Here is a 22,934-nt window from a genome sequence, read left to right on the forward strand (position 1 = left end):
CTGATGAAAACTTGTCCCTCGCAAACCCCAACAGTCTGTATGGTCGCGCGCACTGACCGAAGGAGAAAGCCTAGTGATGCGGCGTTTGGCGATGACGATTGCAATATCCGCATTCGCGGCTGGTCCGGCGCTGGCGGTGGCGCCCTATGTCGGGGCATGGTCCAGCGACAGGCTGAACTGCCACGCGGCCGCCGACGTCCAACGTCAGACCATGTTCACCGTCGATCAGTCGGCCCTGTCGCTTCCTGAGTTCGGCTGCGAACACGCGATATTTCGCAAAAGCCTGACCGGCTGGGTGGTGCATGCAAGCCAGTGCTACGGGTCGGACCCATCGCTGGAGGAGCCGTTCACGCGTGTCATCCACATCGTCAGGCATGGCGCAACGGTTCGCTTTACCTGGCCTGGCTTCGACAGCGGACGTCTTGTGCGCTGCTAAGGCGCCCACTCCTCAAGGCGTTCGGGCCTCAGACCAGCCCGACCAGGAAGGCGGCGCCACCGAGAAAGCCAAGGGAACAGACCCACAGCACCCACAACCCGAGCACCCTGCATTCGAGCACCGCCGAGGCGGGGTTGGCGGGATCATAATGCACGTCGACCTTGCTGCCTTCCACATAGCGCCGCGCCTGAGCGCCGACGAGGCCGGGCAGCGACGCCGTCACGCTGGCGCCGAAGGCCACGCGGTCGGCGCCGTAGCGCTGGCCGGCGACGCCATAGCTGTAGACGATGCGGGATTTGAAAACAGTGCGCCAGGGTCGATAGCCTCCGGACCGCTCGCGGGTTTTGATCGCCTGCAAGCCTGACGCGTCGATGCGGCCGGCGGCGACCGGCCATTTTGCCGCCTGCTCTGCCATCGATTTCTGGACGAAGCCCATGCGCAGGACAAACAGGCCCATGAACAGCAGCAGTGCCGCCGCACCGACGTTCTGCGGCTTGGGCAAATGCGGCCCGATCGCCTCCAGGACACCGCCAACTGAAAACACCAGCACCAGCGCGCCGATCACCAGCCCGGCCGAAAGCTGGATCATGAATTTGAAGGCGCCTTCCGGCATGGTGCGCTCGATCACGGCCTTGGCCGGGTCGCCAGGGTTATAGAAGACGGTCACGGCGGCGCCGCGGGGAAACCGCGCTAGCGTCTCCGTGACTTCGAAATTTCCGAGGTTCTCCTGCACGCTGTAGCGCGAACTTTGGAAGGTCTTCTTGCCCACCTTGTACTCGAAGGTGATCGCCGGAAAATTGCGGATCTCGGTGGCATCGCTGCTCTCCGAGCCGGAGCCAGAGCTTCTGACCTCACGCGCCTCGACGCGCGAGGTGATGATCTTTCCCGGCGCCGGCAACCAGCGGCTGACCGCTTTCACCTCTCGCCATTTCAGAAAAGTAACAATCGACAACCCGCCGGCGACCACGCAGGCAAAGCCGACCAACAGTAATTTGAGTTCCAACTCCGATCCCCCCAGGAGTGCAGCAACCCCTAGACATAGACAGCATGGCAATGGCAATGTCTTGTTTATTCGCAAAAGTGCTGGAGTAACTGGCCCGGCAAGTCCCAACGGCGCTGCGCAGTTTGCAGCAGGCCCGGCCTTCATGCCGGCGAGTGCCTGACATACGGCATCCCATGCCGTCCGCGCTACCTCATGACGGCCTTACGGCCAGGAACGTGTTCCATTCTTCGCGATCGCGGCCGACGTTGAAATCGTCCCTGATAAGGACCAGCCCGGCGCTTTCGACACGGGCCGCGAAGTCGTCCCTGCGCCAGTAGACCGTATGATATTTGCCGCCCGTCTCGCCATCGCCATTGCGCATCGATACGAGGAACGCGCCGCCTGGCCGTAGCGACCCGGCTATCTTGGCAAGAACCTGATCGGTCTGTTCGCGCGGCACATGGATCAGGACGCACAGGGCCAAGACTGCGTCATAGGGGCCGCCGAGATCATCGGTGATGAGATTGAGTAGCTCACCGTGCTTGCCGCGCGCGGCCTGCAGCTCAAGAAACCGCTGTGTTGCGTCGGTGCGCCGAACCTTGACGCCTAAACTCTCCAGAAAGTCTGCATCGTATCCCGGCCCTGACCCGACTTCCAGAATCTGGCCGCCTGTGCCGGCGATCGCCACAAGGCGCTTTAGCGCTGCCTGCTCTCTCGGGTTGGGAACATGCCGCACGATTGCATCATACTGCTCCGCATAATCCTCGTAGGAGTCGATCGTTTGACGGTTCTTTGCCAGAGCCTCTACAGACACGCTCATCTTTTCCTCCCTTGTATCCATGTTGGTCAAAGAGCCGGACACTGTCCTCAGCGGATGCTGCCGGCGGAAGCGTGGCCATCGAGCATCCCGATATCGCGCAGGAAATGATCCGACAGCGCACGGTGGTCGAGCAGGCCGCGTGACCGAGGCCTGAAGGGAGCGGCGAAGAGGTCCAGGATCGGACGACGAAAACTGTTGTGCAGGATGGTGGTCATTGCCATGTCCTTCAGGTTCGAGTTGATGAAGAGAGCATGCCGTTTTCCTGGCTTGGTTTCCAATCGAACGTCGCGTACTATGCATCAGGAGGATTGATGCGTCATGAGCTGGGAACTGCCGCCGCTGGGCGCCATTCGGGTGTTTGAAGCCGCAGCGCGGCTGGGCAGTTTCACTAAGGCGGCCGAAGAACTCGGCATGACCCAGTCGGCGGCCAGCTATCAGATCAAGGTGCTGGAAGAACGCGCCGGAACACCGCTTTTCATAAGAAAAACAAGGCAGATCGCCCTGACCGAGGCCGGAGAGCAGCTGGCGCCGCACGCAACCGGCGCGTTCTCAGCTTTGGCGGATGCATGGCTCGCCACCAAAGGTGGAGCGGCCGGCGTGCTTTCCGTGACGACCATGGAAACATTTGCATCGAACTGGCTGGCCGTGTGGCTTGGAACATTCCAGCTCATGCATCCCGACCTCGCCGTGAAGGTGAATACATCGTCCCGGCTGGTCGATTTCACGCGCGAGGACGTGGATATCGGGATCAGAACCGGCACCGGAAAATGGCCGGGCCTGACAGCCCACTATCTGTTCAAGGCGGACTATACGCCCATGCTCAGCCCAAAACTGGCCGAGAGCGTGGGCGGTATTCGCCACCCCGAGGATCTCTACAAGGTGGCGCTATGCTGCGCCGCCGATCCCTGGTGGAAAATCTGGTTCGAAGCAGCCGGTGTACCGTTCGATCCCGACCGCGTCATCGCGGGTCCGACGCTGGGGTCGCAGGCTTATGATGCGATGGCGGCACTGACCGATCAGGGCGCTGCTATCCTCACCCGCAACATCTACAGCGCGCTCCTGGCAAAGGGGCAGTTGATACAGCCATTTGAAGTCCTCGGGTCTGACGGCGATGGCTATTGGCTGGTGCACTCCGAAAGCCGCCGCAACACGCCGAAGATCAAGGTGTTCCGGGACTGGGTGCTGGCCCAGACGGCCGACATCCGGGAGAGCGAAGCACGCCAGGCCTGATGGGCTGCCTCAGTCGGCGTCGGCGATGGAAATCCGTCCGCCGGCCCAGGCGCGCCATTGCCGTTCGTCGCCGTGGAAGACGTTGAGGTCGATGCGGCCGGTGACGCCGTGCGACAGGCCGGAGCCGGAATACTGCCAGAACAGCCATTTGCGGTCGGGGTAGACCTTCGACGGATGGCGCGCCACCGCGCGCAGCCAGAACGGATAATCGAGGAATTCGCCCCGGAGGTTGTCGCGGTAGAAATCAGGCGCGGTGTAGATGATGGGCCGCTGGCCGTAATGGCGCTCCAGCTTGTCCATGAACACCTGCATCTTTTCCAGCACCTTTTCGCGCGACGGCCGCCGCTTGCAGCTGGACTCACCGTTCCACTCGACATCGATCACCGGCGGCAGCGCGCCGTCGACCTTGGGCACGTTGCGGATGAACCAGTCGGCCTGCTCGCCCGCCGTGCGGCACCAGTAGAAAAAATGATAGGCGCCGCGTTTCAGGCCGGCGGCGTCGGCATTGCGCCAGTTCCTGGTGAACATCGGATCGAGATGGTCGCCGCCATCGGTCGCCTTGATGTAGGCGAAATTGGCGCCCTGGGCGCGCAGCTTGTCCCAGTTGACGTTGCCTTGCCAGCGCGAGACGTCGACGCCGTGCACGGCAAGGTGCCGGGGCGAAGCCTTGCCGAAATTGATCGGCTTGGCATCGCGAAAGCCGTAATGGGTGACCGGCCCGGCAAGCATCGGCGGGGCGGCGCGGCTCAACAGCCTCGGCGGCGACACCAGGGCTGCCGGCTCGACCGGCGGCTCGGCGCTGTCGGGCAGTTCAGGTGCCGGAAACGCCACCGTCTCTTCCTCCGCCAAGCCGAAAGGCCGAGTATTTTCGGCCGGAGCATCGTCAGCCATGGGCGCCATTTCGTCGCTCGGTGCACTCCTGGCCATTGCCTTCGGAGCGGCGGTGATCGGCGCCGGCGGCCGTATCACGGAACTGGTGGTTTCGTTGGACGGTTTCTGCAAATCCAGCGCGTCGACGCCGGCCGTCGATGTGCAGCCGGCAAGGCATAGCGATGCGACCAAGAAACTGATGACGCCCGGAATCCGCATCTGGACCTGTACTCAAAACACAACAGACCGAGGGCAAAACGACAGCCGACGGACAAACCAGATCAGTTATGAACGAGAAATTACCAATAAAGTTTGAATCAATTTTTTTCATGCACGCCAAGCGGCGCGATCTGGCTCTCGGCGCAAGTGATCGGCCGCGGCGGCAAGCGGTTGGTAAAGCCGCTAGGACTTTCCGAAGACGCCGATCATCGGCCCGAGATTCCAGTAGTCATCGTTGCGGCCAATGGCCGGAGCGAACAGGCTGGATATTGTGCCGTCGAGGAACAGCGCGTTGTCGCAGCCGAGCGCGTCGCGGAAAAGACGGGCGAAGGCATGGAAGGTCACCGTGCCTTTGGAAATGGCGAAGACCGCGACACCGTCCTTTCGCACGCCGACACCGTCGCGGGTCTTGCGCGAGGTGCTGTCGGCCTGGAATTTCGGATGCAGCTTGCCGTCGATCACCAGCATCGGCCCGGATTGCGTCGCATAGTCGAGCGGCGGCTGTCTTTTCAGAAAGTCCCTGGTGGAGCGGACCGCAGCCTTGCCGTTGCTCATGTAGAAAATGCCGTTCGGCTGCATGGAAAAATTGCCGCTCCCCGATCCCGTCTTCACCGACGCCATTTCCTGGCCATGCTCGACATAGAGACCGACCGGATCGAGGTTGGGGTGATACATGCCGGCATTGATGGCAAACAGCATGGTGCGCCCGGCAGCCTGCTGCGAGGCATTGAGATTGTGCAGCGATTGAAACGGCTTGCCCGCCGGATCTTTCCAGAACAGTTCGACCTGATATCGCTTCGGGTCGACCTCGCAAACGAGATAGCTGGTCGCCTCAAAGGCGAAGTCACGACATGGCGGCAGCGAGGCGACCCATTGGCCAAATCCCATGCCGAGTGCCGCCACCGATGGCAGCGCACCCTTGGCGAGCGCCAGCAATAGCGGCAGCGATTGCAGGAGGGTCAAAAAAACCATGCGCGTACCGGAATCCAGTTTGATGTTCCGGTACGGATATAGCCTGTTTCAAGCGATACTGTGGACGGACACGCCTCAGACAAGCCATCCCATCGCCACACTCAGCAGCAGGACGACACCGAGCACACCGCGATAGATGACGAACGGCCAGGCCGAAAAACGCTCCAGCACGCGCATCAGCCCCCATATGGCGAAGAAGGCGGAAACCGAGGCGACGACCAACCCCACCGCCAGAACCGACCAGCCATGCGCGTCGAGATGGACCTTGTGCAGCTCCCAAAGCTCCTTGAGGCCGGCGAGCGCAATCGCAGGCAGCCCAAGCAGGAACGAGAAACGCGCCGCTTCGGCTCGCTTGAAGCCGAGCCCGAGCGCGGCCGTCAGGGTCGAGCCCGAGCGCGACACACCAGGAATCAGCGCGCCGATCTGGGCGACGCCGACGAGCAGCGCATCAGCCAGCGATGCCTCGGCGACGGTGCGCCGGTGGCTGGCGAAAATCTCAGCCAGCGCCAGCAGGATCGCCATGGCAATACAAGCCCAGCCGATCACCGTCAGGCTGCGCAGCGGCGAATTGCAGGCGTTGAGCACGCCCGAGAGCGCCACGCCGGCGATGACGATCGGGATCGTCGCCAGCACGATCCACAGCGCCAGCCGGAAATGCCGGTCGGCGAAATCGCGTCGCGTCAGGGCGTCGAGCGAACCAAACACGATCTCCCTGACGTCACTCCAGAAATAGCTGACCACCGCGGCCAAGGCCGCAAGCTGCATGGCGGCGGAGAAGGCAGAACCCGGATCCTGCCAGCCGAGCACGGCCGGCACGATGCGCATATGGGCGGTCGAGGAAATCGGCAGCAATTCGGTGATGCCTTGCACCACGCCGAGGAACGCCACCTTGGCATACCCCAGGCCGACGAAGCCCGTGTCGACGCCTTGAGTGCAGATGTCAGCCAATGTCGAATTCCATGTGTGAGAGATCGGGCTTGCACGGACCGACCGGTGTCGGTCAATCCCGGGCAAGCCTTATCGTCATGGACCGGATAATCAATTTACGGATTTGTAAGCTGGCGCCGGTGCGCCGAAATGCGCACCGTTCAAAGCCGGCCCGCCGCGGGCAGGCTTGAGTGTTCATGCGGGAAATCGCAACGCGACTATGGGCACAGCCAGAGTTTCTGGCACGTCCTGGCGATCACATGCGCCGGCGGCACGACGGGTTCATCGACGGAAGGCCGGCGAACCCGTTCGAGCAGCATGCGCACCTGTTCGGGGCGCACACGATCGCGCTCCATCACAAGCAGGACCATCGGATCGCTCAAAAGCTCGTCCAGGGTGCTGATGCTGTCGTTCATCCGTCGTCTCCTCGAATACCGTGCCCGCGCCCCTTAAATAGGAAGACAAAGATGGCCCGCCAATGACGCTTTGCCGGCTATCCCGTGTCTCTTTCGATTAAATTTTGGTCATGCTTGCGCTCTCGCTTCGCCCGCTTGGGAGAAGGGAAACCCTAGCTTGGCGGCGGTGCGCCTTCATACTGCGGCAGGCCGTCGTCAAGCATAACCCAGGGCTGCTTCGAGGCCGTGAAAATATGCATTTGCGGCCTGAAGACCGTGGGATCGTCGAGCGAACCGGTGGTGATGCCGATGATGCCGGCGGAATCGCGCCGGGAGAACATCGTCGTGCCGCAGCTTGGGCAAAAGCCGCGCTTGAGCTCCGGCGAGGTGTTCACCGTTGCCAGCGGCCCGTCGATCGTCACATCGTCGATGCGAAACAGCACGCGTGCGTTGAAGGCGGCGCCAATCACCTTTTGGCACAGCCGGCAATGGCAGATGCGTTCGTTGATGGGGGCTGCCTCAGTGTGATAGCGCACCGCCTTGCACAGGCATCCGCCCTCGTATCTTGTCATAGCCCTAATCCATTGGTGGAGAGAATAACCGGCAAGGTAATGGCGGGGCCGATTGGGTCAATTGAAAAGCTTTGATACAACGCCATCGCTTATCGTGATGCGGTGGACCTGAAGCCATGACGCCTGACATCGAAACCATCGGCATTGCGGATCTGTTCGAACCGTCCTCGTCCGCTCGCGACCGCACCGACGCCAGGATCATGGCTGCCGCCGCCGGGATCGGGTTCATGGCGGTCCGGGACTTTCCCGGCGATGACTGGCTGACGCCGGACAAACGAGCACAATTGCTGCGCCTCTTCGCGCTTCCCGACGAGGAGAAGCAGAAATTGCTGCGCTGGAATTTCGACCGCAGCAAAAAGAACGTCTATCGCGGCTGGTTCCCGCTGCAGCCGACAGCCGTTTCCTACAAGGAAGGCATCGACATGGGACCGGACCTTGCCGATGCGGCGGATGCCTCGGTTTCCGACGATCCGCTGTGCGAGCCGACGCCCCTGCCGGCCGAAGATACCCTGCCCGGCTGGCGCGCGGCGGCCGCGGATTACTACCGCGCGATGGAGACGGTGGGCAACGCGCTGATGCGCTCGATCGCCCGCGGGCTTGGCCTGCCGGAAACAATCTTCGATGCCTATTTCGATCACGGCATCTCGACGCTGCGCCTGATCCGTTATCCCTTGCGGAACGCCAATGCCGGCGTCGACATCAGAGGGCCGGAGTTTTCGGTGGTGCACAAGGGCGAGACGCGCACGATCATCGGCCGCGAGCATGCCGATTCCGGCTTCGTCACTTTGCTGGCGCAGGACGGCGTCGAGGGCTTGCAGGCAAAGAACCTCGCCGGCGAATGGATCGACGTGCCGCCAGCCAACGGCACGCCGGCGATCAATTTCGGCCAGTTGCTGGAGCGCTGGACCGGCGGGCGCGTCCGGGCGACGCGACACCGGGTGATCGCGCCGAAGACGGCGCGGTTCTCGATCCCGTTCTTCTACGAGCCGCGTGTCGATGCCGAAATCACGCCGTTGCCATTGGATGGTGCGGAGCCCTTCGAGCCGTTTCTCTATGGCGACTATCTCTGGGAGTCAGCAACGAATTTCGTCGAGATGAGCGGCATCAAACATCTCAGGCAGCCGCGCAGCAAAAAGGCTTCATAAACAAAACCACCGGCCGCCTCGATCGAGACGGCCGGCGGGGAACGGCAGGGTTATTCGGTTTCGCTGACGACCTCGTCCCAGGTCTTCACCTTGGTTTCGCCGTTGAGGAACGGCAGTGCCGCGGCCGTCAATTCCGGGGCGAAGAAGACGTCGTAATGAGTGCGGTTGGGCAGGATCGCCAGGCGGTTCTGCGACAGGTTCTCGCGCATCCAGCCGGCGTCCTTCAGCCCGCCACCGAGCATCTGGTAGAATTTGATCTCATGCTCGGGCCGGTACATGTCGCTGTCACCATAGGCCAGCATGACCGGCATCTTCAGCTTGGCGACATCGGCCGAGTAGTCGCGGTTCTGACGCATGAAGTTGCCCAGCGTGTCGAGGAGCTTTGGGAAGTCCTCGGGATGCGGCGCCACCGCGACGTAGGATTTGTGCATCGGCGTGTCCTTCATGAAATCGGCCGCTGCCGCACTCACTTGCGCCTGCTGACCGCGCATCTCGGCGTAGAAACCATCCGTGGCATAGCCGGTCGAAACCAGTACGAGGCGACGCACGGTTTCGGGATGCTGGACCGCCATGCGGAAGGCGACGCCGCCACCCAGCGAATAGCCCATGACGTCAACCTGCTGATAGCCGAGCGCCTTGACGATGGCGGCCATATCGTCGCCCATCGCCTCCACGGTGAATGGCCGGTCGCCGAGTGCCGTGCGACCGTGACCCTGCATGTCGACGCCGATGACGGTGCGGTTCTCGGCAAGCTTGGGCAGGATCGGTGCGAACATGTCGGTGGAGCCAAGACCGCCATGCAGCAGAAGCAGCGGCTCGCCCTTGCCGTAGACGGCATAATAATAGTTCAGCCCGTTGATCGGCAGCAGGCCGGACTTTTCCGGCTTCGGTAGTGTCTTGGTTTCAGTCGTCATGGCAGGTTTTGCCTCCTCTGCATTGGTGAAGCCCGGCGCTGCGAACAATGCCGCGGCCGAGACGAAAATTGCAAAAAACGTCGATCTGAGCATGTCAGCCTCCTCCAGCCCTGCCTGTATCAAAGCGTCTTGGCGAGTTCTTCGAGTTGGTCGGTGCACTGGCCCCAACCCACGCGAAAACCCATTGTCTCGTGCTGCTCGCGGTCGGCGACACTCCAGTGCCTGACCCGTGCAATGTAGCGGGTCTTGCCATTGCCCTCGTCCTCGAAGGTCAGCACGCCGGTCATGAACGGCTTTTCCGATGGCTCCCATGCCTGGGTGTAAGCGTCGGTAAAGACGATCTTCTTGCCGGGAATGACTTCGAGGAAAACGCCGGGGTTGGGGAATTCATTGCCATCGGGACCGGCCATCACGACCAGGCTCGAGCCACCGGTGCGCACATCCATCTCGGTGCGCGGCGTCGTCCATGGCTTTGGCGCAAACCACTGCGTCACCAGTTTCGGATCTGTCCAGCAGCGATAGACGCTCTCGCGCGGCGCATCGATGATGCGGGCCAGAACAAGTTCGCGGTCGTTGGCGGGGGCGATGTCGAGCTTGGTGGTCATGATGGTGTCATCGGTGTGCGTTTGATCTGGCTTCCGTCCCAAGGACGAACCGATGAACCGCAGACCGACACCGCGAGCGAAAAATTCTGGGCCAGCGAAAAATTCTGGAGAATGCGTCTGCTGGATAGAGACCAAGAACGAAGAAGCGTCAGTGGCGCTTGGCTTGCACCAGATAGGCATCGATCTCGGTCTCGCCGAGCCATTTTGCCGCCTCCAGCCGATGCAGGCCTTCGACCAGGACATGACGCTTGCCGTCATGGCGGACCTGGATCGGCGTTTTCATGCCGTTTTCCAGAATGTCCTCGGCCAGATGCCGGACGGTCTCGGGATGCAGCGTCTTCTTGCGCGCCGTCGGCACGTAGATGTCGTCGACCTTGACCTTCTGGACTCTGAGCATGCCGCCTCCCCGTGGCGGAAAACGCCGCCCTCCCCTGAGATAGTCGGTTTGTTCAAGAGGGCCAAGGGCGCGGCTAACGAATGCTGGCCCGATGGTTTCCATTTGACGCTCGACCGGCAGATCGCCGAAATGGCGCCTTCGAACGTTCAGGGCTTCATGATCAACCTTCCGACCGAATTCCCCGATTTCGGACTGACGCCGGACCAGCGCCGCCACGCGGTACGCGGCCACTACTATGAATGGCCGGGCATGGACGGCGAGCGCGGCGAGATCTGGTGTTACAGCGACCGGTTTTCCTATCGCGCCGGCGAGACAGTGGCGTTGCATGTCAGTTCGACGGCTCCGGCATTCAACATGGCGATCGTCCGCGACGGCAGCACCGAGACGAAGGTGTTCGAGAAATCGGGCATTGCGGCGCGCTGGCAGGACAGTCCCGACCAATGCTCGGCCGAGGGCTGTGGCTGGGAAGCATCGTTCGAATTCCGCGTTGGGGCGGACTGGCCGTCGGGTGCCTATCGGCTAACGCTGACTGCAGACGGCCGCGACGGCAAGCCGATCCATTGCCACCATCTGTTCATCGTCAGCCCGCAGCCCGGAAAGAAACCCGGTCGTGTGCTGCAGGTGGCGGCGACGGGAACCTGGCTCGCCTACAACACCTGGGGCGGCTCCAACCACTACCAGGGCATCACCGGGCCGGACCGCAACCAGTATTCGCCCATCGTGTCGACACAACGCCCCTGGTGCCGCGGCTTCGTCGTGCTGCCGAAGGATGCGCCGCGCGTGCCGCTGGAAGTGGCCGTGCCGCCAAAGACGGTGCCGCGCTACCCGCATATGGAGTGGGCGCTGGCCACCGGCCATTCGAAGAAATACGCCTCGTCGGGCTGGGCCAGTTACGACAGCCACTTTTTCCGCTTCGCCGAGCGGGCAGGCTATGGGGTCGACCTCGCCAGCCAGCATGATCTGCACTTTTCGCCCAAGATTCTCGACGGCTATGACTGCGCCGTCTTCGTCGGCCATGACGAATACTGGACCTGGGAAATGCGCGATGCGGTCGACGCCTATGTCGAGCGCGGCGGCCATGCGGCGCGCTTTGCCGGCAATTTCATGTGGCAGACGCGGCTGGAGGACGAGGGCCGCCGGCAGGTCTGTTACAAATACCGCGCGCGCGCCGAAGATCCAGCCTATCTCCGCGGCGGCGACGTCACCCGCGCCACCAATTCCTGGGAAGCACCGGAAATCGGTCGCCCGGGCTCGGCAACCTTCGGGCTCAACGCGACACGCGGTGTCTATGCCGGCTGGGGCGGCTGCGCGCCGCGCGGCGTGCGCGGTTTTCCGGTCTACCGGCCCGAGCACTGGGCCTTTGCCGGCACCGGCATCTACTATGGCGACCTGCTGGGCGCCGACAGCCATGTCTATGGCTATGAGGTCGACGGGCTCGACTTCGAGATACGCGGCGGCCTGCCCTACCCCACCGCCACCAGCGGTGCGCCCGACGGGTTGCAGGTTCTCGCCGTCGGCATGGCATCCCAGGTCGAGGAAAGCGCCGACATTCCGATCGAGGATCAGTTCCTCACCGACGAGGATGGCCGCTTCACCGCCGAAACGCTGTTCGGTGAAGCGAGCGACGCAAATCTGGAAAAGGTCAAACGCGGCAACGGCATGATCGTCAATTTCCCGCGCGGCAAGGGCGAGGTATTCCACGCCGGAAGCTGCGAATGGGTCGCCGGCCTGCTAAGACAGGATCCGATGGTCGAACGCGTCACCAAGAATGTCCTCGATCGTTACCTCAGAAAGTCCTGATATGTCGAAAGTCCAGACCGCCGCTCAAGACACTGACGCCCGGCGAGAATCGCATCTGTTCTATCTCTCCAGCCTGCGCCGGCCATTGGTCGATCGCGCCGAGGGCATCTACATCTGGACGCAGGATGGTCGCCGCTTCATCGACGGATCGAGCGGCCCGATGGTCGCCAATATCGGCCATTCGAACCGCAATGTGCTCGACGCGATGAAACGGCAGATGGACCGCGCCACCTTCGCTTATCGGCTGCATTTCGAGAATGAGCCGGCGGAGGAGCTGGCACGCGAACTGGCCGGCAAGCTGCCCGAGGGCATGGACCGCATCTTCTTCGTTTCGGGCGGCTCGGAAGCGACGGAGTCCTGCATCAAGCTGGCGCGGCAGTGGGCGGTTGCCACCGACCAGGCCAGCCGCTGGAAGGTGATCACGCGCTTCCCTTCCTATCATGGCGGCACGCTGGGTTCGCTTTCGATCACCGGCGACGATGCGCTGGCCGAAACTTTTACGCCGATGATGCGGGTGATGCCGACCGTGCCGGCGCCGACGGCCTGGCGCGATCGCGACAACCTTTCGATGGAACAGCGCGGCATCCGCTACGCCGACATGCTGGAGGAGAAAATCCTGGCCGAAGGTCCGGAGAGCGTGGTTGCCTTCATCATGGAGCCGATCGGCGGTGCCGCCACCGCCGCCCTGGTGGCGCCGGACAGCTATTATGCGCGCATCCGCGAGATCTGCGACCGCTACGGCATCCTGCTCATCCATGACGAAGTGATGAGCGGCGCCGGCCGTACCGGCAAATTCCTCGGCGGCGACCATTGGAACTGCAAACCCGACATCGTCGCGCTGTCGAAGGGGCTGGGCTCGGGCTATGCGCCGCTCGGCGCGCTGGCCGCACCCATGCGGCTGGTGCAGCCGCTGCTTGCCTCTGGCGGCTTCCAGCACGGCTACACCTATGCCGGCAATCCGCTGGCCTGCGCCGCCGGCCTTGCCGTGCTCGGCGAAATGGACCGGCTCGACCTGATCGCCAATGCGGCTGCGATGGGCGATGTGCTGATGGACGGGCTGAAGGGGCTGGCCAAGCGGTTTCCGTTCATCGCCGACGTGCGCGGCAAGGGCCTGCTCACCGGCGCAGAGATGGTTGCCGATCCCGAGACGCTGCGGCCGATCGACCAGAACAAGAAAGCCACGCAGCGCCTGCTCGACCTCGCCTATGAGCGCGGGTTGATCATCTATGGCCGCAGGGTCAAGGGTGGCGTCGACGGCGACAATTTCATGGTCGCGCCACCGATGATCGTCACGCGTCAACAGGTCGGCGAGATCGTCGCCATCATCGGCGACTCGCTGGAGGTTCTGGCGTCCGAGCTCGACCTGCCGGTGGAAGGCCAGGGGTAAGAAATGGCGCCGCGAAAAGTCATCATCACCTGCGCCATCACCGGCTCGGTGCACACGCCGTCGATGTCGCCCTATCTGCCGGTGACGCCGGACCAGATCGCCACCGACGCGATCGCGGCCGCCGAAGCCGGCGCCTCGATCCTGCATCTGCACGCCCGCGATCCCAGGGATGGGCGGCCAACCGCTGATCCGGACGTGTTCATGCAGCTCCTGCCGCGCATCAAGCAGGCGACCGATGCGGTGATCAACATCACTACCGGCGGCTCGTCGCTGATGACGCTTGACCAGCGGTTGGCAGCGCCGCTGCGAGCCGAGCCCGAAATGTGCTCGCTCAACATGGGCTCGATGAACTTCGCGCTTTTTCCCATGCTCGACAAGCCACGGGAATGGCAGCACGAGTGGGAGCCGAAGCTGCTCGAAGCCACGCGCGACACCATCTTCAAGAACACCTTCGCCGACATGGAGGGCGTGCTTGAGCGGCTGGGCAAGGGCTGCGGCACGCGATTCGAATTCGAGTGCTACGATGTCGGTCACCTCTATTCGCTGGCACATTTCCGCGACCGCGGGCTGGTGTCGGGACCGCTGTTCATCCAGTTCGTGCTGGGCATATTGGGCGGCATCGGCGCCGATCCGGACAATCTCGTCCACATGAAGCGGATCGCCGACAAGCTGTTCGGCGACAGCTACCAGTTCTCGGTACTGGCCGCCGGCCGCAATCAGATGCCGCTGATCTCGATTGCCGCGGCGATGGGCGGCAACGTCCGGGTCGGGCTGGAAGACAGCCTCTATGACGGCCGCCAACTGGCGAAATCCAATGCCGATCAGGTGCGCCGCATCCGTGGCATTCTCGACGGGCTGTCGCTGGAGGTTGCCACGCCCACCGAAGCGCGCGACATGCTGGCACTCAAGGGCGGCGACCGGGTGGCGTTCTAGGGGAGCACTGGAGGTCGAGTGGCAAAGGGAGGAGCTGATATGGAAAGGGTTCTCGTTTCAGCCTGCCTGCTCGGCAGCAAGGTTCGCTACAACGGCTCCTACCGGCTCAACGACCATCCCGTTCTTGCGCGATGGCAGGCAGAGGGGCGGATCGTGCAGATCTGCCCGGAGGTTGCCGCAGGCTTCTCCACGCCACGTCCTCCGGCGGAAATTCGAGGCACAGGCGACGGCCGCGCAGTGCTTCACGGCCAAGGCCAAGTGGTCGAGCAAACGGGAAACGATGTGACCGGACTCTATCTCGAAGCCGGGCAACTCGCGCTCGATCTCGCCCGAGAAACAGGGTGTCGGTATGCGGTTCTTACCGACGGCAGCCCGTCCTGCGGCAGCAGTTTCATCTATGACGGGAGTTTCAGGGGTAACCGGGTGGCTGGCCATGGCACGACCACCGCGCTGCTGGAAGCGAACGGCATTCGCGTCTTTTCGGAAGACGGCATTGACGAGCTTGATGACCTTTTGACCAGACCGGGTTCGGCCGGCGCCGCGGCCTGATCCATGCGAGAGAAAGCCCAAGCCACCGACACCGTTATCCGGCCCGGCCGCATCGACGATGTCGATGCCATCCACGCGGCGATCCTGAAACTCGGCACGCACATCGGCGCGCCGGAGGAGATCACCTCGACAGCAGACGATCTCAGAACCTACGGCTTTGGCGAAAAACCCGCCTTTTCCACCCTGATTGCCGAGGTGGACGGCGAATTCGCCGGTCTCTGCCTCCATTTCCCGATCTTTTCGACCTGGATGGGGCGGCCTGGCGTCTATGTGCAGGACCTCTATGTCGAGGACCGATTTCGTGGCCGCAAGATCGGCGAGCGCCTGCTGCGGCACGTTGCGGCACAGTGCCGAAAGGAAGGCGGCGTCTATCTCCGGCTGTCCGTCGACACCGACAATGAGGGCGCCAAGGCGTTTTATGAAAGGCTGGGCATCGCCTGGTCGAGCTACGAGCAGACGCAGAAGATCATCGGCGATGCCTTCCTTGCCTTCGCCGACGCGCCGCAGAATGGGGAGCAGGAATGAAAGCCTTCTATGCCGAGGAACAGAAGCGCCATGACCCCAAGGCCTTTCTTTCGAGCGGTGCGGCGAAGCCCAATCCGGAAATGCCCGAACGGGTCGAACGATTATTAGCCGGCGCAACATCTGCCGGCTGCACCGTCGAGCGACCGCGTAATCATGGGCTCGGCCCGGTCGCGGCGGTGCACACGCCCGAATATCTCGACTTTCTCGAGCATATCTTCGAGCGCTGGCAGCGCATCGAAGGTGCGTCGGCGGAAGTGATCCCCAACATCCATCCGATCGCGCGGTCAGGCAGCTATCCGGCCTCGGCGGTCGGCCAGGCCGGCTATCATATGGCCGACACCGCTTGCCCGATCTCGGGTGAGACATGGCAGAGCGCGCTGTGGAGCGCCTGGAGCGCGGTCGAAGCCGCTGAAGCCGTGATATCAGGCACGCCGGCCGCCTATGCGCTGTGCCGCCCGCCCGGCCACCATGCCTTTGCCGACGTTGCCGGCGGCTTCTGTTTCATCAACAATTCGGCCGTTGCAGCTCAGGTTCTGCGCAAGCAGGCGGCGCGGGTGGCGATCCTCGATGTCGATCTGCATCACGGCAACGGCACACAAGGCATCTTCTACGCGCGGCCGGATGTGCTCACCGTGTCGCTGCATGCCGATCCGGTGCGCTTCTATCCGTTCTTCTGGGGCCATGCCGACGAGCGCGGCGAAGGTCCGGGCCTCGGCTATAACTTCAACCTGCCGCTGCCGCGCAAATCCGCCGATGCGACGTTTCTCGAAGCGCTTGTGGTGGCATTCCAGCGCATCCGCGCCTTTTCGCCGGACGCGCTGGTCGTTGCACTTGGCCTCGACGCGTTCGAGGGTGATCCGTTCGGCGGGCTTTCGGTGACGACACCAGGCTTCTCACGCATTGGCGAGGCCATCGCCAAGCTCGGCCTGCCGACGGTCATCGTCCAGGAAGGCGGCTATCTCTGCGACGAACTCGGCGACAATCTCACCGCCTTCCTCACCGGTTTCGGTGGCAAGGAGCGCTGAGGATCCAGACTGGCGTCAGGAGCGCTGCTGCCTGAGCATAGCGATCACCCGATGCACGCTCTCCAGCGTCTCGTCGATTTCGGCTGCCGTGTTGTAGTGGGCGATGCCGATGCGCACGACACCCTGTTCGGCCGGAATGCCGAGCTGGTGGACGATCTCCCAGGCGTAGTTGTGGCCGGACCACAGGAAGATGTTTTCGGCATTCATCTGCCGAACGATCGTCTCCGGCACGATGCCGTCGACGGTGAAGGACACCGTCGGCACGCGCTCGGCGACCCGCTTCGGATCGGTGATGCCGTGGATCGTCAGGCCTGAGATGTCGGACAGGCCGTCGATCAGCCTCTGCGCCAGCGGGTTTTCATAGGCGATCGACACCTCGAACGCCTTGGCGATCTTCTGCCGTCGCGACCCACCCTCGCCCGCTGCCGCACCCAGTTCAGAGAAATAGTCGACCGCGGCCGTGAGGCCGGCCATCAGCTCGATCTGCGGCGTGCCGAGTTCGAACCGCTCCGGCAGGCCATTCGAAGAACAGCGGCATTTGTAGGGTTTCAGGCCATCGATGATACCGCGCCGGCCCCACAATATGCCCATATGCGGACCGAAGAATTTGTAGGCCGAGCAGATCAGGAAATCGCAGCCGAGATCCCTGACGTCGATCAGGCCGTGCGGCGCGAACTGCACGGCGTCGACATAGACCAGGGCGCCGGCATTCCTGGCGATGGCGGTCAACGCCTTCACCCGGTTGATCGAGCCGGTCAGGTTGCTGGCGTAGTTCAACGCGACCAGCCGGGTCTTCTCCGTGAGCAGCGCGGCCAGCACCGCCTCTTCGACCTGCCAGCTCTTTTCGTCGAACGGCAGCCAGCGCACCACCAGGCCAAGGTCCTCGGCCAGTTGCAGCCAGGGCGACACATTGCCCTCATGGTCCATGCGGGTGAGGATGATTTCGTCACCGGGCTTCAGCGTGCGGCCGAGCGTGCGCGACATGTGATAGGTCAGCGTCGTCATGTTGGCGCCGATGATGATTTCCTCGGTGCTTTCCGCACCGAGGAAATCGGCCATCGCCTGATGCGCCTCGTCGACGACGGCCTGCGCGGCAATCGTGGTTTCGAAATAACCGCCAAGGTTGGCGTTGGTGGTCAAAAGGCAGCGCGACACAGCGTCCGCGACTGCCTGTGGCACCTGCGTGCCGGCCGGGTTGTCGAGATAGATGCGCCGCCGCCCCTTGTCGGCCAGCGAGAGGGCCGGAAACCTTCCACGCACTGGCTCGATCGGAAAATCCACCATCGTCTCCACCCCTCTGTCATTCCTGGATAATTCTACCCCCGGAGCCGTTCAAGGACAGGGATTGCCGACGCGCTGATGGATCGCGTCCACCGCCTTCTGCATCTCTTCGGTCCAGACGACATCAACCGAAGACAACGCCATGTCGAGCTGCGCAAGAGTGGTCGCGCCAACGATGTTCGCGGTGACGAAGGGCCGGCTCGAGACATAGGCATTGGCAAACAGTGCCGGCTCCAAGCCAAAGGAACGCGCCAGCTCAATGTATTCGAGCTGAGCCTCGGCTGCGTTGGGGGTCTCGTAGCGCTGGCCGCGGTTGAACAGCTGCGTACGCGACCCCGGCGGGCGGGCGCCATGGTCGTATTTGCCGGTCAGGTATCCCTGCGCCAGCGGCGAATAAGGGAGCAGCGACACCTGCTCGCGCTCGCAGACCTCGGCGAGATTCACCTCGAAGGTGCGGTTGACGAGATTGTAGGCGTTCTGGATCGACGCGACGCGGGGACCGATCCCTTTGTCAGCCTCGGCAAGAAACCGCATCACGCCCCAGGAACTTTCGTTCGACAGGCCGAAATGGCGGATCTTGCCGACCTTCATCAGTTCATCGAACACGGCAAGCGTCTCGGCGATCGGCGTTTCGTCGGTTGGTGCGCCCACAGAATCGGCTCGGCGCGGTACGGCGCCGACGCGCGTCGGGTTGGCGCCCCAGGGAATGTCCCGTTCCGGCCAGTGGATCTGATAGAGGTCGAGATAGTCGGTGCCAAGCTTGGCCAGCGATTTGTCGATGGCATCAAAGATGTCGGCGCGCACCAGTTGCGACGGCCTGTCGCCGCGGAACCAGCCGTTGGCCGTGCGGCCGACGACTTTAGAGGCCAGGATCACCTTGTCGCGGTTGCCTTTGGCCTTCATCCAGCTGCCGATGATCTTCTCGGTCCGCCCTTGTGTCTCCGCCTTGGGCGGGATCGGGTAGAGTTCGGCGGTGTCGATGAAATTGACGCCGCGCGAAAAGGCGAGGTTCATCTGGGCGTGCCCATCGGCCTCGGTGTTCTGCTGGCCCCAGGTCATGGTGCCCAGGCAGATCTGGGTAACAAGAAGATCGGTCCGACCGAGACGGCGTTTGTGCATGGACTTCTGCTCCGGAGGGAAAGCTTGCGTGGCGGCGCGGGAAGGAAGCCGCATCTATAGGGAAAGCAGAGGCGCTCTCCAAGCCTCGCCAGACCGACTTTTACGTGAACCAGCGGCGTTTAGCGGCGGGCGCCGGCCAGCGCGCGGCGCTTGGCCTCGTCGATCAACATGTTGGCCACCTGCATGCGGATCATGGCGCGCTGGCGCAGATGCGGAGCGACACGGTCTGGATGGTTGGCGAAGGCAAAGCTGCGGCGCATGCGGCCAAAGTCGGCGACCTGCTTCGGCTGATTGAGGCCAAGTTCGACGGCAATGGATTCCGGATCGATCGGCGGCAGCTTTTCCTCGGGCTTTAGCTCTTCGCCAGCGAGAGCCAGTTTGGCATGATCGAGCAAAGCAGCGAATTCGGTCGCCAGATCGGCGCCGGCCTCTCGATATTCGGTGGCAAAGCCGCTGCCCGATACCTTGATGCGGCCGGAATGGAGTTCCTCCGCCACAGAGAGATAGTCGAACGGGATGGACGGACGAGCGCTGGTCTCTTCGCCCTCAATTGCGTCGCTCTTGTCGGAGGCGACGAAAAGGTCGTCGAGCAACGAAGCGAAATCACGCTTGGCGCCAGTAGCGATGTCAGCCTCCTCCTTGCCCGACTGTGCAAGCTTCAGACCATAGAACCGGCTCGTTAAAAATGCATGCACCGATGTTAACGAATTTAGCCGTTGCCTGGTTCGACGCTAGCGCATTCGCAATCCCAAAACAAAAAGCCGGACTGCATTTTCAAGCAGTCCGGAATTCGCCAGGAGTGGCGAGGAAAACCGGCTATGTGCCAGCGTTCAAGCGTACGGTGCGCGTCGGGCAAAAGTTTCACCCGCTCGCAAAAGTATGTTCAAAAAAGTCACCAGCGCATGGCTGGCATGCAAATGCTGCACTGCACAATTGTCACGATTCACCTATATTGGCAGCCGTGGAGGACCAACCAGGGGCTGAATCATGGGTTTCTTCACTGAAATGTTTGCCCGACCGCGGCCGCAGGAACATCTGAGATACCGCTCGGCGCTCGCACTGCTTCATTCGATGAGCAATGCCGACCGAGCCGACATCGGCATCAAACCCGCCGACTTTCCGCGCATCGCCCGCGAAATGTCCATTCGCTAAATATATACGCCGCGAGATGTCCCGGATCCGTCCGGGACATCTCGAACATCTCAATTCCTTCAGCGCGCGCCCAGGAATGTCGCCTTGCCCAACGGCACGCCATTGTGGCGAAGGATGTCGTAAGCCGTGGTGAGGTGGAAATAGAAGTTGGGCATGGCCACATGCAGCAGATACTGCAGGCCGGGCATCGAGGTTTCGCGCCCGCCAAGCTTCAACTCGATCACCTTGTCATCCGAACCGTCGAACTCAGCAGCTGAAAATGTCGCCAGCAGGTCCAGGGTCTTGGTGATGCGCGCCTGGATATCGGCAAAACTCGCCTCGTTGTCCTCGTATCTCGGCACTTCGCGGCCGGCGAGCCTCGACGGCGCACCCTTGGCATGGTCGGTGGCGATCTGTACCTGCCTGGTCAGCGCATACATGTCGGGGGCCAGCCTGGAGGTCAGAAACACCTGCGGGTCGATCTTGCGCTCAAGCGCATTCTGTTCGGCTGCCGCCAGTATGGTGGAAAGGGCTTTCAGCCTCTCCGAAAACACAGGCACGGATGCCTCATACATCGATATCGTCACGTCAAATCTCCTATCCGGCCGGAACGCCGGCGGACGGACGTAGCGCCTTCAGGCACGATTCTTCAAGCACCACCAGCGCCGCGTCACCACGTTGCCGCAATCGCCATAGTAGAATCTCCTCATCGAGCGGAGATTCCCGATGAGACGCGCCCTTTTCGCAGCGACTGCCTTTCTCTCCCTTGCTACAACAGGCCAGACGGCACTGGCAGCCGACGATACACCCGAAGCGCCTTATGTCGACGATCGATCAAGCGCCGATGCCGTCGTCCGCTCACTTTACAGCGCCATCAACCGGCATGAATTCGCCCGCGCCTGGGGTTATTTCGGCGATACAAAGCCAGCAAAAGACTTCGACAGTTTCGTCAAGGGCTTTGACGGCACCGACAAGGTCGAGGTCGAGACCGGAGCGGTTTCAGACGAAGGCGCCGCCGGCAGCATTTTCTACAACGTCCCTGTCGCCATTCGCGCCACCGACAAGACCGGCGGCGAAAAGGTCTTTGCCGGCTGCTATACGCTGCGCCAGGTGAATGCCCAGATCCAGGCGGCGCCGCCTTTCGATCCGATCCACATCGAAAAAGGTGCGCTGAAACCCTCCACCGCCGATTTCGAGGAGGCGCTGCCGCCAAGTTGCGGCGACGGGCCGCAGCCGCCGAAGAAGGACACGGCACTGGAGCAGGCCAAGAAGGCGTTCCTGGCGACCTATGGCGACCAATGCGACAAGCAGTTCCTGGCCGATGAGCCGACCGTTTTTTCGATCAAATACAAGGACAAGGATGCGGCGCCCGGCGATCCCGACAAGGAAACGCGGCTGTTCCATTTTTCCTGCTCGGCTGCTGCCTACAATGAAAGCTCGATCTACTACATGACCGACGAGGTGTCGGGCGTGCAGCAATTGCAGTTCGCCGAACCCAAGATGGACATCCGGTACGAGAACAATGACAGCGACGGCAAATTGCTGGGCATGAGCATCGTCGGCTTCCAGACGTCCGGCTGGGCGGTCAATTCCGACTATGACGAGGAAGCTCACACGATCACCACTTTCAACAAGTGGCGCGGCATCGGTGATGCATCCGACGCAGGGACGTATCTGTTCCGCAATGGCAATTTCTCGCTGGTCCAGTTCGACGTCGATGCGTCCTATGACGGCGAGGAAAATCCGCAGACGGTTGTCGACTACAACACCGCGCCATGAGCGTTGGACGGGCTTGCCCGCACGTCGATCACGGCGCCTTGGACAGCATCCAGTTGAGCGTGCCGCGCCAGTCGGTCATGCGGATCGGCGTGCCGTGGGTGCCCGTCTCGAAGCGGACGAAGCGGGTCGGATAGGTCTTCGATTTGGCCAGGATGGAGCGGAAGAAGGCTTCCTGGGTTGCCACTGGAAAGACCACGTCATGGCTGCCCTGGCCGAAGAAGACCGGTACGCGACGCTTGAAGGCGGGACTGGCGAAAAAACTCTCGTCCCACAGCGAGCCGAGCAGCAGCAGGCCGTTGATACGACCGCCGGTGTCCTTGCGAGCGGCAAGTTTCCAGCACAGCGCGCCGCCCATCGAGCCGCAGGCGACGAAGATCTTCGCGCCGGGCGATTGTTCGGCGTAATGGTCGATCAGTGCCGCCACCTGGGACGCGCCGGTGTCGCCGAAATCGGGAAAGTCCGGACTGAGATAGAGGCCGCCATTGCCGGCCATCAGGTTCTTGAGCCGGTTGAAATTGCCGCCAAAAGTGAAGTCGTCGACGCCTTGCTTGCGGCTGCCGCCCTGCCCGTGCAGGTAAAGCACGATGATACCGGCGCCCTCGGCCTTGCCGACGGCAACATGCCTGACATCGCCGGCATCGGTCTTCAGCAGCAGATCCTGCTGCACCTTGCGCACACCGGTGTCGGTGTATTGGGCGTGCACCCGGCGCTCGGGCACCTCGTCACGCTGGTTGATGTCGCGCAGCTCGTGGTAGTCGAGGACCGTGTAGGCGCCGTTGGTCTCGGACGACAACGTGGCCGGATAGGCGAAGAGATCGTCCTTGAAGGGTTTTAGCGACAGCGGCTGACTTTGAGCGACCGTCGACAACAGGGCTGTCGCGGGTACAAAGACACAGAGAAATCGGAAGCGGAAAGACATGC

General features: G+C 62.4%; 27 protein-coding genes. 11 read left to right on the forward strand and 16 right to left on the reverse strand.

Translation table 11 applies throughout. From position 1 onward, the window contains the following. Nucleotides 1-91 precede the first annotated feature (91 nt). Complete coding sequence (locus B5V02_RS01410) at nucleotides 92-436, forward strand: hypothetical protein (protein ID WP_245445584.1); 345 nt, start codon at nucleotides 92-94, stop codon at nucleotides 434-436. A gap of 28 nt (nucleotides 437-464) precedes the next feature. On the opposite strand, the gene B5V02_RS01415 is transcribed toward B5V02_RS01410, so the two are convergent. From B5V02_RS01415 to B5V02_RS40370, 3 genes are all read right to left on the reverse strand, one after another. After that, nucleotides 465-1,439: a DUF3592 domain-containing protein gene (locus B5V02_RS01415; protein WP_245445585.1), complete on the reverse strand. Its 975-nt coding sequence runs from the start codon at nucleotides 1,437-1,439 to the stop codon at nucleotides 465-467. A gap of 190 nt (nucleotides 1,440-1,629) precedes the next feature. Next, nucleotides 1,630-2,238 (reverse strand): class I SAM-dependent DNA methyltransferase, encoded by a 609-nt coding sequence (locus B5V02_RS01420; RefSeq protein ID WP_111542477.1) that lies wholly within the window; start codon nucleotides 2,236-2,238, stop codon nucleotides 1,630-1,632. 47 nt (nucleotides 2,239-2,285) lie between these two features. Further along, a complete protein-coding gene (locus tag B5V02_RS40370; protein WP_167458323.1) occupies nucleotides 2,286-2,453 on the reverse strand; it encodes a hypothetical protein in 168 nt (55 codons plus the stop codon). A gap of 103 nt (nucleotides 2,454-2,556) precedes the next feature. Here B5V02_RS40370 and B5V02_RS01430 point away from each other — a divergent pair, with 103 nt between their 5' ends. Further along, nucleotides 2,557-3,468: a LysR substrate-binding domain-containing protein gene (locus tag B5V02_RS01430; RefSeq protein WP_111542479.1), complete on the forward strand. Its 912-nt coding sequence runs from the start codon at nucleotides 2,557-2,559 to the stop codon at nucleotides 3,466-3,468. A 9-nt stretch (nucleotides 3,469-3,477) separates the two neighbouring features. Here the strand turns inward: B5V02_RS01430 and B5V02_RS01435 are convergent, their stop codons facing one another. The 5 genes from B5V02_RS01435 to B5V02_RS01455 all read right to left on the reverse strand — a co-directional run bounded on the left by B5V02_RS01435 (nucleotide 3,478) and on the right by B5V02_RS01455 (nucleotide 7,423). Then, complete coding sequence (locus tag B5V02_RS01435) at nucleotides 3,478-4,557, reverse strand: glycoside hydrolase family 25 protein (RefSeq protein WP_111542480.1); 1,080 nt, start codon at nucleotides 4,555-4,557, stop codon at nucleotides 3,478-3,480. 183 nt (nucleotides 4,558-4,740) lie between these two features. Then, nucleotides 4,741-5,529 (reverse strand): phosphodiester glycosidase family protein, encoded by a 789-nt coding sequence (locus tag B5V02_RS01440; protein WP_111542481.1) that lies wholly within the window; start codon nucleotides 5,527-5,529, stop codon nucleotides 4,741-4,743. 75 nt (nucleotides 5,530-5,604) lie between these two features. Beyond that, on the reverse strand, nucleotides 5,605-6,477 hold the full coding sequence (locus tag B5V02_RS01445) for an undecaprenyl-diphosphate phosphatase (RefSeq protein WP_111542482.1): 873 nt from the start codon (nucleotides 6,475-6,477) through the stop codon (nucleotides 5,605-5,607). 197 nt (nucleotides 6,478-6,674) lie between these two features. Next, complete coding sequence (locus B5V02_RS01450; RefSeq protein WP_111542483.1) at nucleotides 6,675-6,872, reverse strand: hypothetical protein; 198 nt, start codon at nucleotides 6,870-6,872, stop codon at nucleotides 6,675-6,677. Between the two features lie 152 nt (nucleotides 6,873-7,024). Further along, nucleotides 7,025-7,423 carry a GFA family protein gene (locus B5V02_RS01455; protein ID WP_111542484.1) on the reverse strand — a complete coding sequence of 133 codons (399 nt, stop codon included), beginning with the start codon at nucleotides 7,421-7,423 and terminating at the stop codon, nucleotides 7,025-7,027. A gap of 116 nt (nucleotides 7,424-7,539) precedes the next feature. On the opposite strand from B5V02_RS01455, the gene B5V02_RS01460 reads away from it, so the two are divergent. Beyond that, nucleotides 7,540-8,568: an isopenicillin N synthase family dioxygenase gene (locus B5V02_RS01460; RefSeq protein WP_111542485.1), complete on the forward strand. Its 1,029-nt coding sequence runs from the start codon at nucleotides 7,540-7,542 to the stop codon at nucleotides 8,566-8,568. 50 nt (nucleotides 8,569-8,618) lie between these two features. On the opposite strand, the gene B5V02_RS01465 is transcribed toward B5V02_RS01460, so the two are convergent. From B5V02_RS01465 to B5V02_RS01475, 3 genes are all read right to left on the reverse strand, one after another. Continuing rightward, entirely contained in the window at nucleotides 8,619-9,575 is a 957-nt protein-coding gene (locus B5V02_RS01465; protein ID WP_111542486.1) for an alpha/beta fold hydrolase, read from the reverse strand. Between the two features lie 26 nt (nucleotides 9,576-9,601). After that, nucleotides 9,602-10,087, reverse strand: a complete 486-nt coding sequence (locus B5V02_RS01470) for an SRPBCC family protein (RefSeq protein ID WP_111542582.1) — start codon at nucleotides 10,085-10,087, stop codon at nucleotides 9,602-9,604. 148 nt (nucleotides 10,088-10,235) lie between these two features. After that, entirely contained in the window at nucleotides 10,236-10,484 is a 249-nt protein-coding gene (locus B5V02_RS01475) for a ParB N-terminal domain-containing protein (protein WP_013895829.1), read from the reverse strand. Between the two features lie 156 nt (nucleotides 10,485-10,640). Between B5V02_RS01475 and B5V02_RS01480 the strand changes: the two genes are divergently transcribed. The 6 genes from B5V02_RS01480 to B5V02_RS01505 are packed head-to-tail and all read left to right on the forward strand — an operon-like array spanning nucleotide 10,641 to nucleotide 16,703. After that, nucleotides 10,641-12,284 (forward strand): N,N-dimethylformamidase beta subunit family domain-containing protein, encoded by a 1,644-nt coding sequence (locus B5V02_RS01480; RefSeq protein WP_208647026.1) that lies wholly within the window; start codon nucleotides 10,641-10,643, stop codon nucleotides 12,282-12,284. 1 nt (nucleotide 12,285) lies between these two features. Further along, nucleotides 12,286-13,671: an aminotransferase family protein gene (locus B5V02_RS01485; RefSeq protein ID WP_111542487.1), complete on the forward strand. Its 1,386-nt coding sequence runs from the start codon at nucleotides 12,286-12,288 to the stop codon at nucleotides 13,669-13,671. A gap of 3 nt (nucleotides 13,672-13,674) precedes the next feature. Continuing rightward, nucleotides 13,675-14,604 carry a 3,5-dioxohexanoate:acetyl-CoA acetone transferase gene (gene kce, locus B5V02_RS01490; protein ID WP_111542488.1) on the forward strand — a complete coding sequence of 310 codons (930 nt, stop codon included), beginning with the start codon at nucleotides 13,675-13,677 and terminating at the stop codon, nucleotides 14,602-14,604. A 39-nt stretch (nucleotides 14,605-14,643) separates the two neighbouring features. After that, a complete protein-coding gene (locus B5V02_RS01495; protein ID WP_111542489.1) occupies nucleotides 14,644-15,153 on the forward strand; it encodes a 2-thiouracil desulfurase family protein in 510 nt (169 codons plus the stop codon). A gap of 3 nt (nucleotides 15,154-15,156) precedes the next feature. Then, nucleotides 15,157-15,678, forward strand: a complete 522-nt coding sequence (locus B5V02_RS01500; RefSeq protein ID WP_111542490.1) for a GNAT family N-acetyltransferase — start codon at nucleotides 15,157-15,159, stop codon at nucleotides 15,676-15,678. Beyond that, nucleotides 15,675-16,703, forward strand: coding sequence for a histone deacetylase family protein (locus B5V02_RS01505; protein ID WP_111542491.1), 1,029 nt, complete (start codon nucleotides 15,675-15,677; stop codon nucleotides 16,701-16,703). Before B5V02_RS01500 ends, B5V02_RS01505 begins: the two co-directional genes overlap by 4 nt. 15 nt (nucleotides 16,704-16,718) lie before the next feature. Here the strand turns inward: B5V02_RS01505 and B5V02_RS01510 are convergent, their stop codons facing one another. The 3 genes from B5V02_RS01510 to B5V02_RS01520 form a co-directional block, all read right to left on the reverse strand. Beyond that, a complete protein-coding gene (locus B5V02_RS01510; RefSeq protein ID WP_167458324.1) occupies nucleotides 16,719-17,987 on the reverse strand; it encodes a cysteine desulfurase-like protein in 1,269 nt (422 codons plus the stop codon). A 48-nt stretch (nucleotides 17,988-18,035) separates the two neighbouring features. After that, a complete protein-coding gene (locus B5V02_RS01515) occupies nucleotides 18,036-19,103 on the reverse strand; it encodes an aldo/keto reductase (RefSeq protein ID WP_111542492.1) in 1,068 nt (355 codons plus the stop codon). Between the two features lie 119 nt (nucleotides 19,104-19,222). Next, on the reverse strand, nucleotides 19,223-19,696 hold the full coding sequence (locus tag B5V02_RS01520) for a hypothetical protein (RefSeq protein WP_111542585.1): 474 nt from the start codon (nucleotides 19,694-19,696) through the stop codon (nucleotides 19,223-19,225). A 394-nt stretch (nucleotides 19,697-20,090) separates the two neighbouring features. On the opposite strand from B5V02_RS01520, the gene B5V02_RS01525 reads away from it, so the two are divergent. Then, entirely contained in the window at nucleotides 20,091-20,255 is a 165-nt protein-coding gene (locus B5V02_RS01525) for a hypothetical protein (protein WP_023810361.1), read from the forward strand. Between the two features lie 59 nt (nucleotides 20,256-20,314). Here B5V02_RS01525 and B5V02_RS01530 read toward each other — a convergent pair whose 3' ends face one another. Continuing rightward, a complete protein-coding gene (locus tag B5V02_RS01530; RefSeq protein WP_111542493.1) occupies nucleotides 20,315-20,821 on the reverse strand; it encodes a DUF1993 domain-containing protein in 507 nt (168 codons plus the stop codon). Between the two features lie 139 nt (nucleotides 20,822-20,960). Between B5V02_RS01530 and B5V02_RS01535 the strand changes: the two genes are divergently transcribed. Continuing rightward, a complete protein-coding gene (locus B5V02_RS01535) occupies nucleotides 20,961-22,013 on the forward strand; it encodes a DUF1176 domain-containing protein (RefSeq protein WP_111542494.1) in 1,053 nt (350 codons plus the stop codon). A gap of 28 nt (nucleotides 22,014-22,041) precedes the next feature. On the opposite strand, the gene B5V02_RS01540 is transcribed toward B5V02_RS01535, so the two are convergent. Further along, complete coding sequence (locus B5V02_RS01540) at nucleotides 22,042-22,932, reverse strand: alpha/beta hydrolase (protein WP_111542586.1); 891 nt, start codon at nucleotides 22,930-22,932, stop codon at nucleotides 22,042-22,044. Nucleotides 22,933-22,934 lie beyond the last annotated feature (2 nt).

Origin of the sequence: Mesorhizobium kowhaii (assembly GCF_003253745.1) — a bacterium.
In the GTDB taxonomy this organism is placed as follows: domain Bacteria; phylum Pseudomonadota; class Alphaproteobacteria; order Rhizobiales; family Rhizobiaceae; genus Mesorhizobium; species Mesorhizobium kowhaii.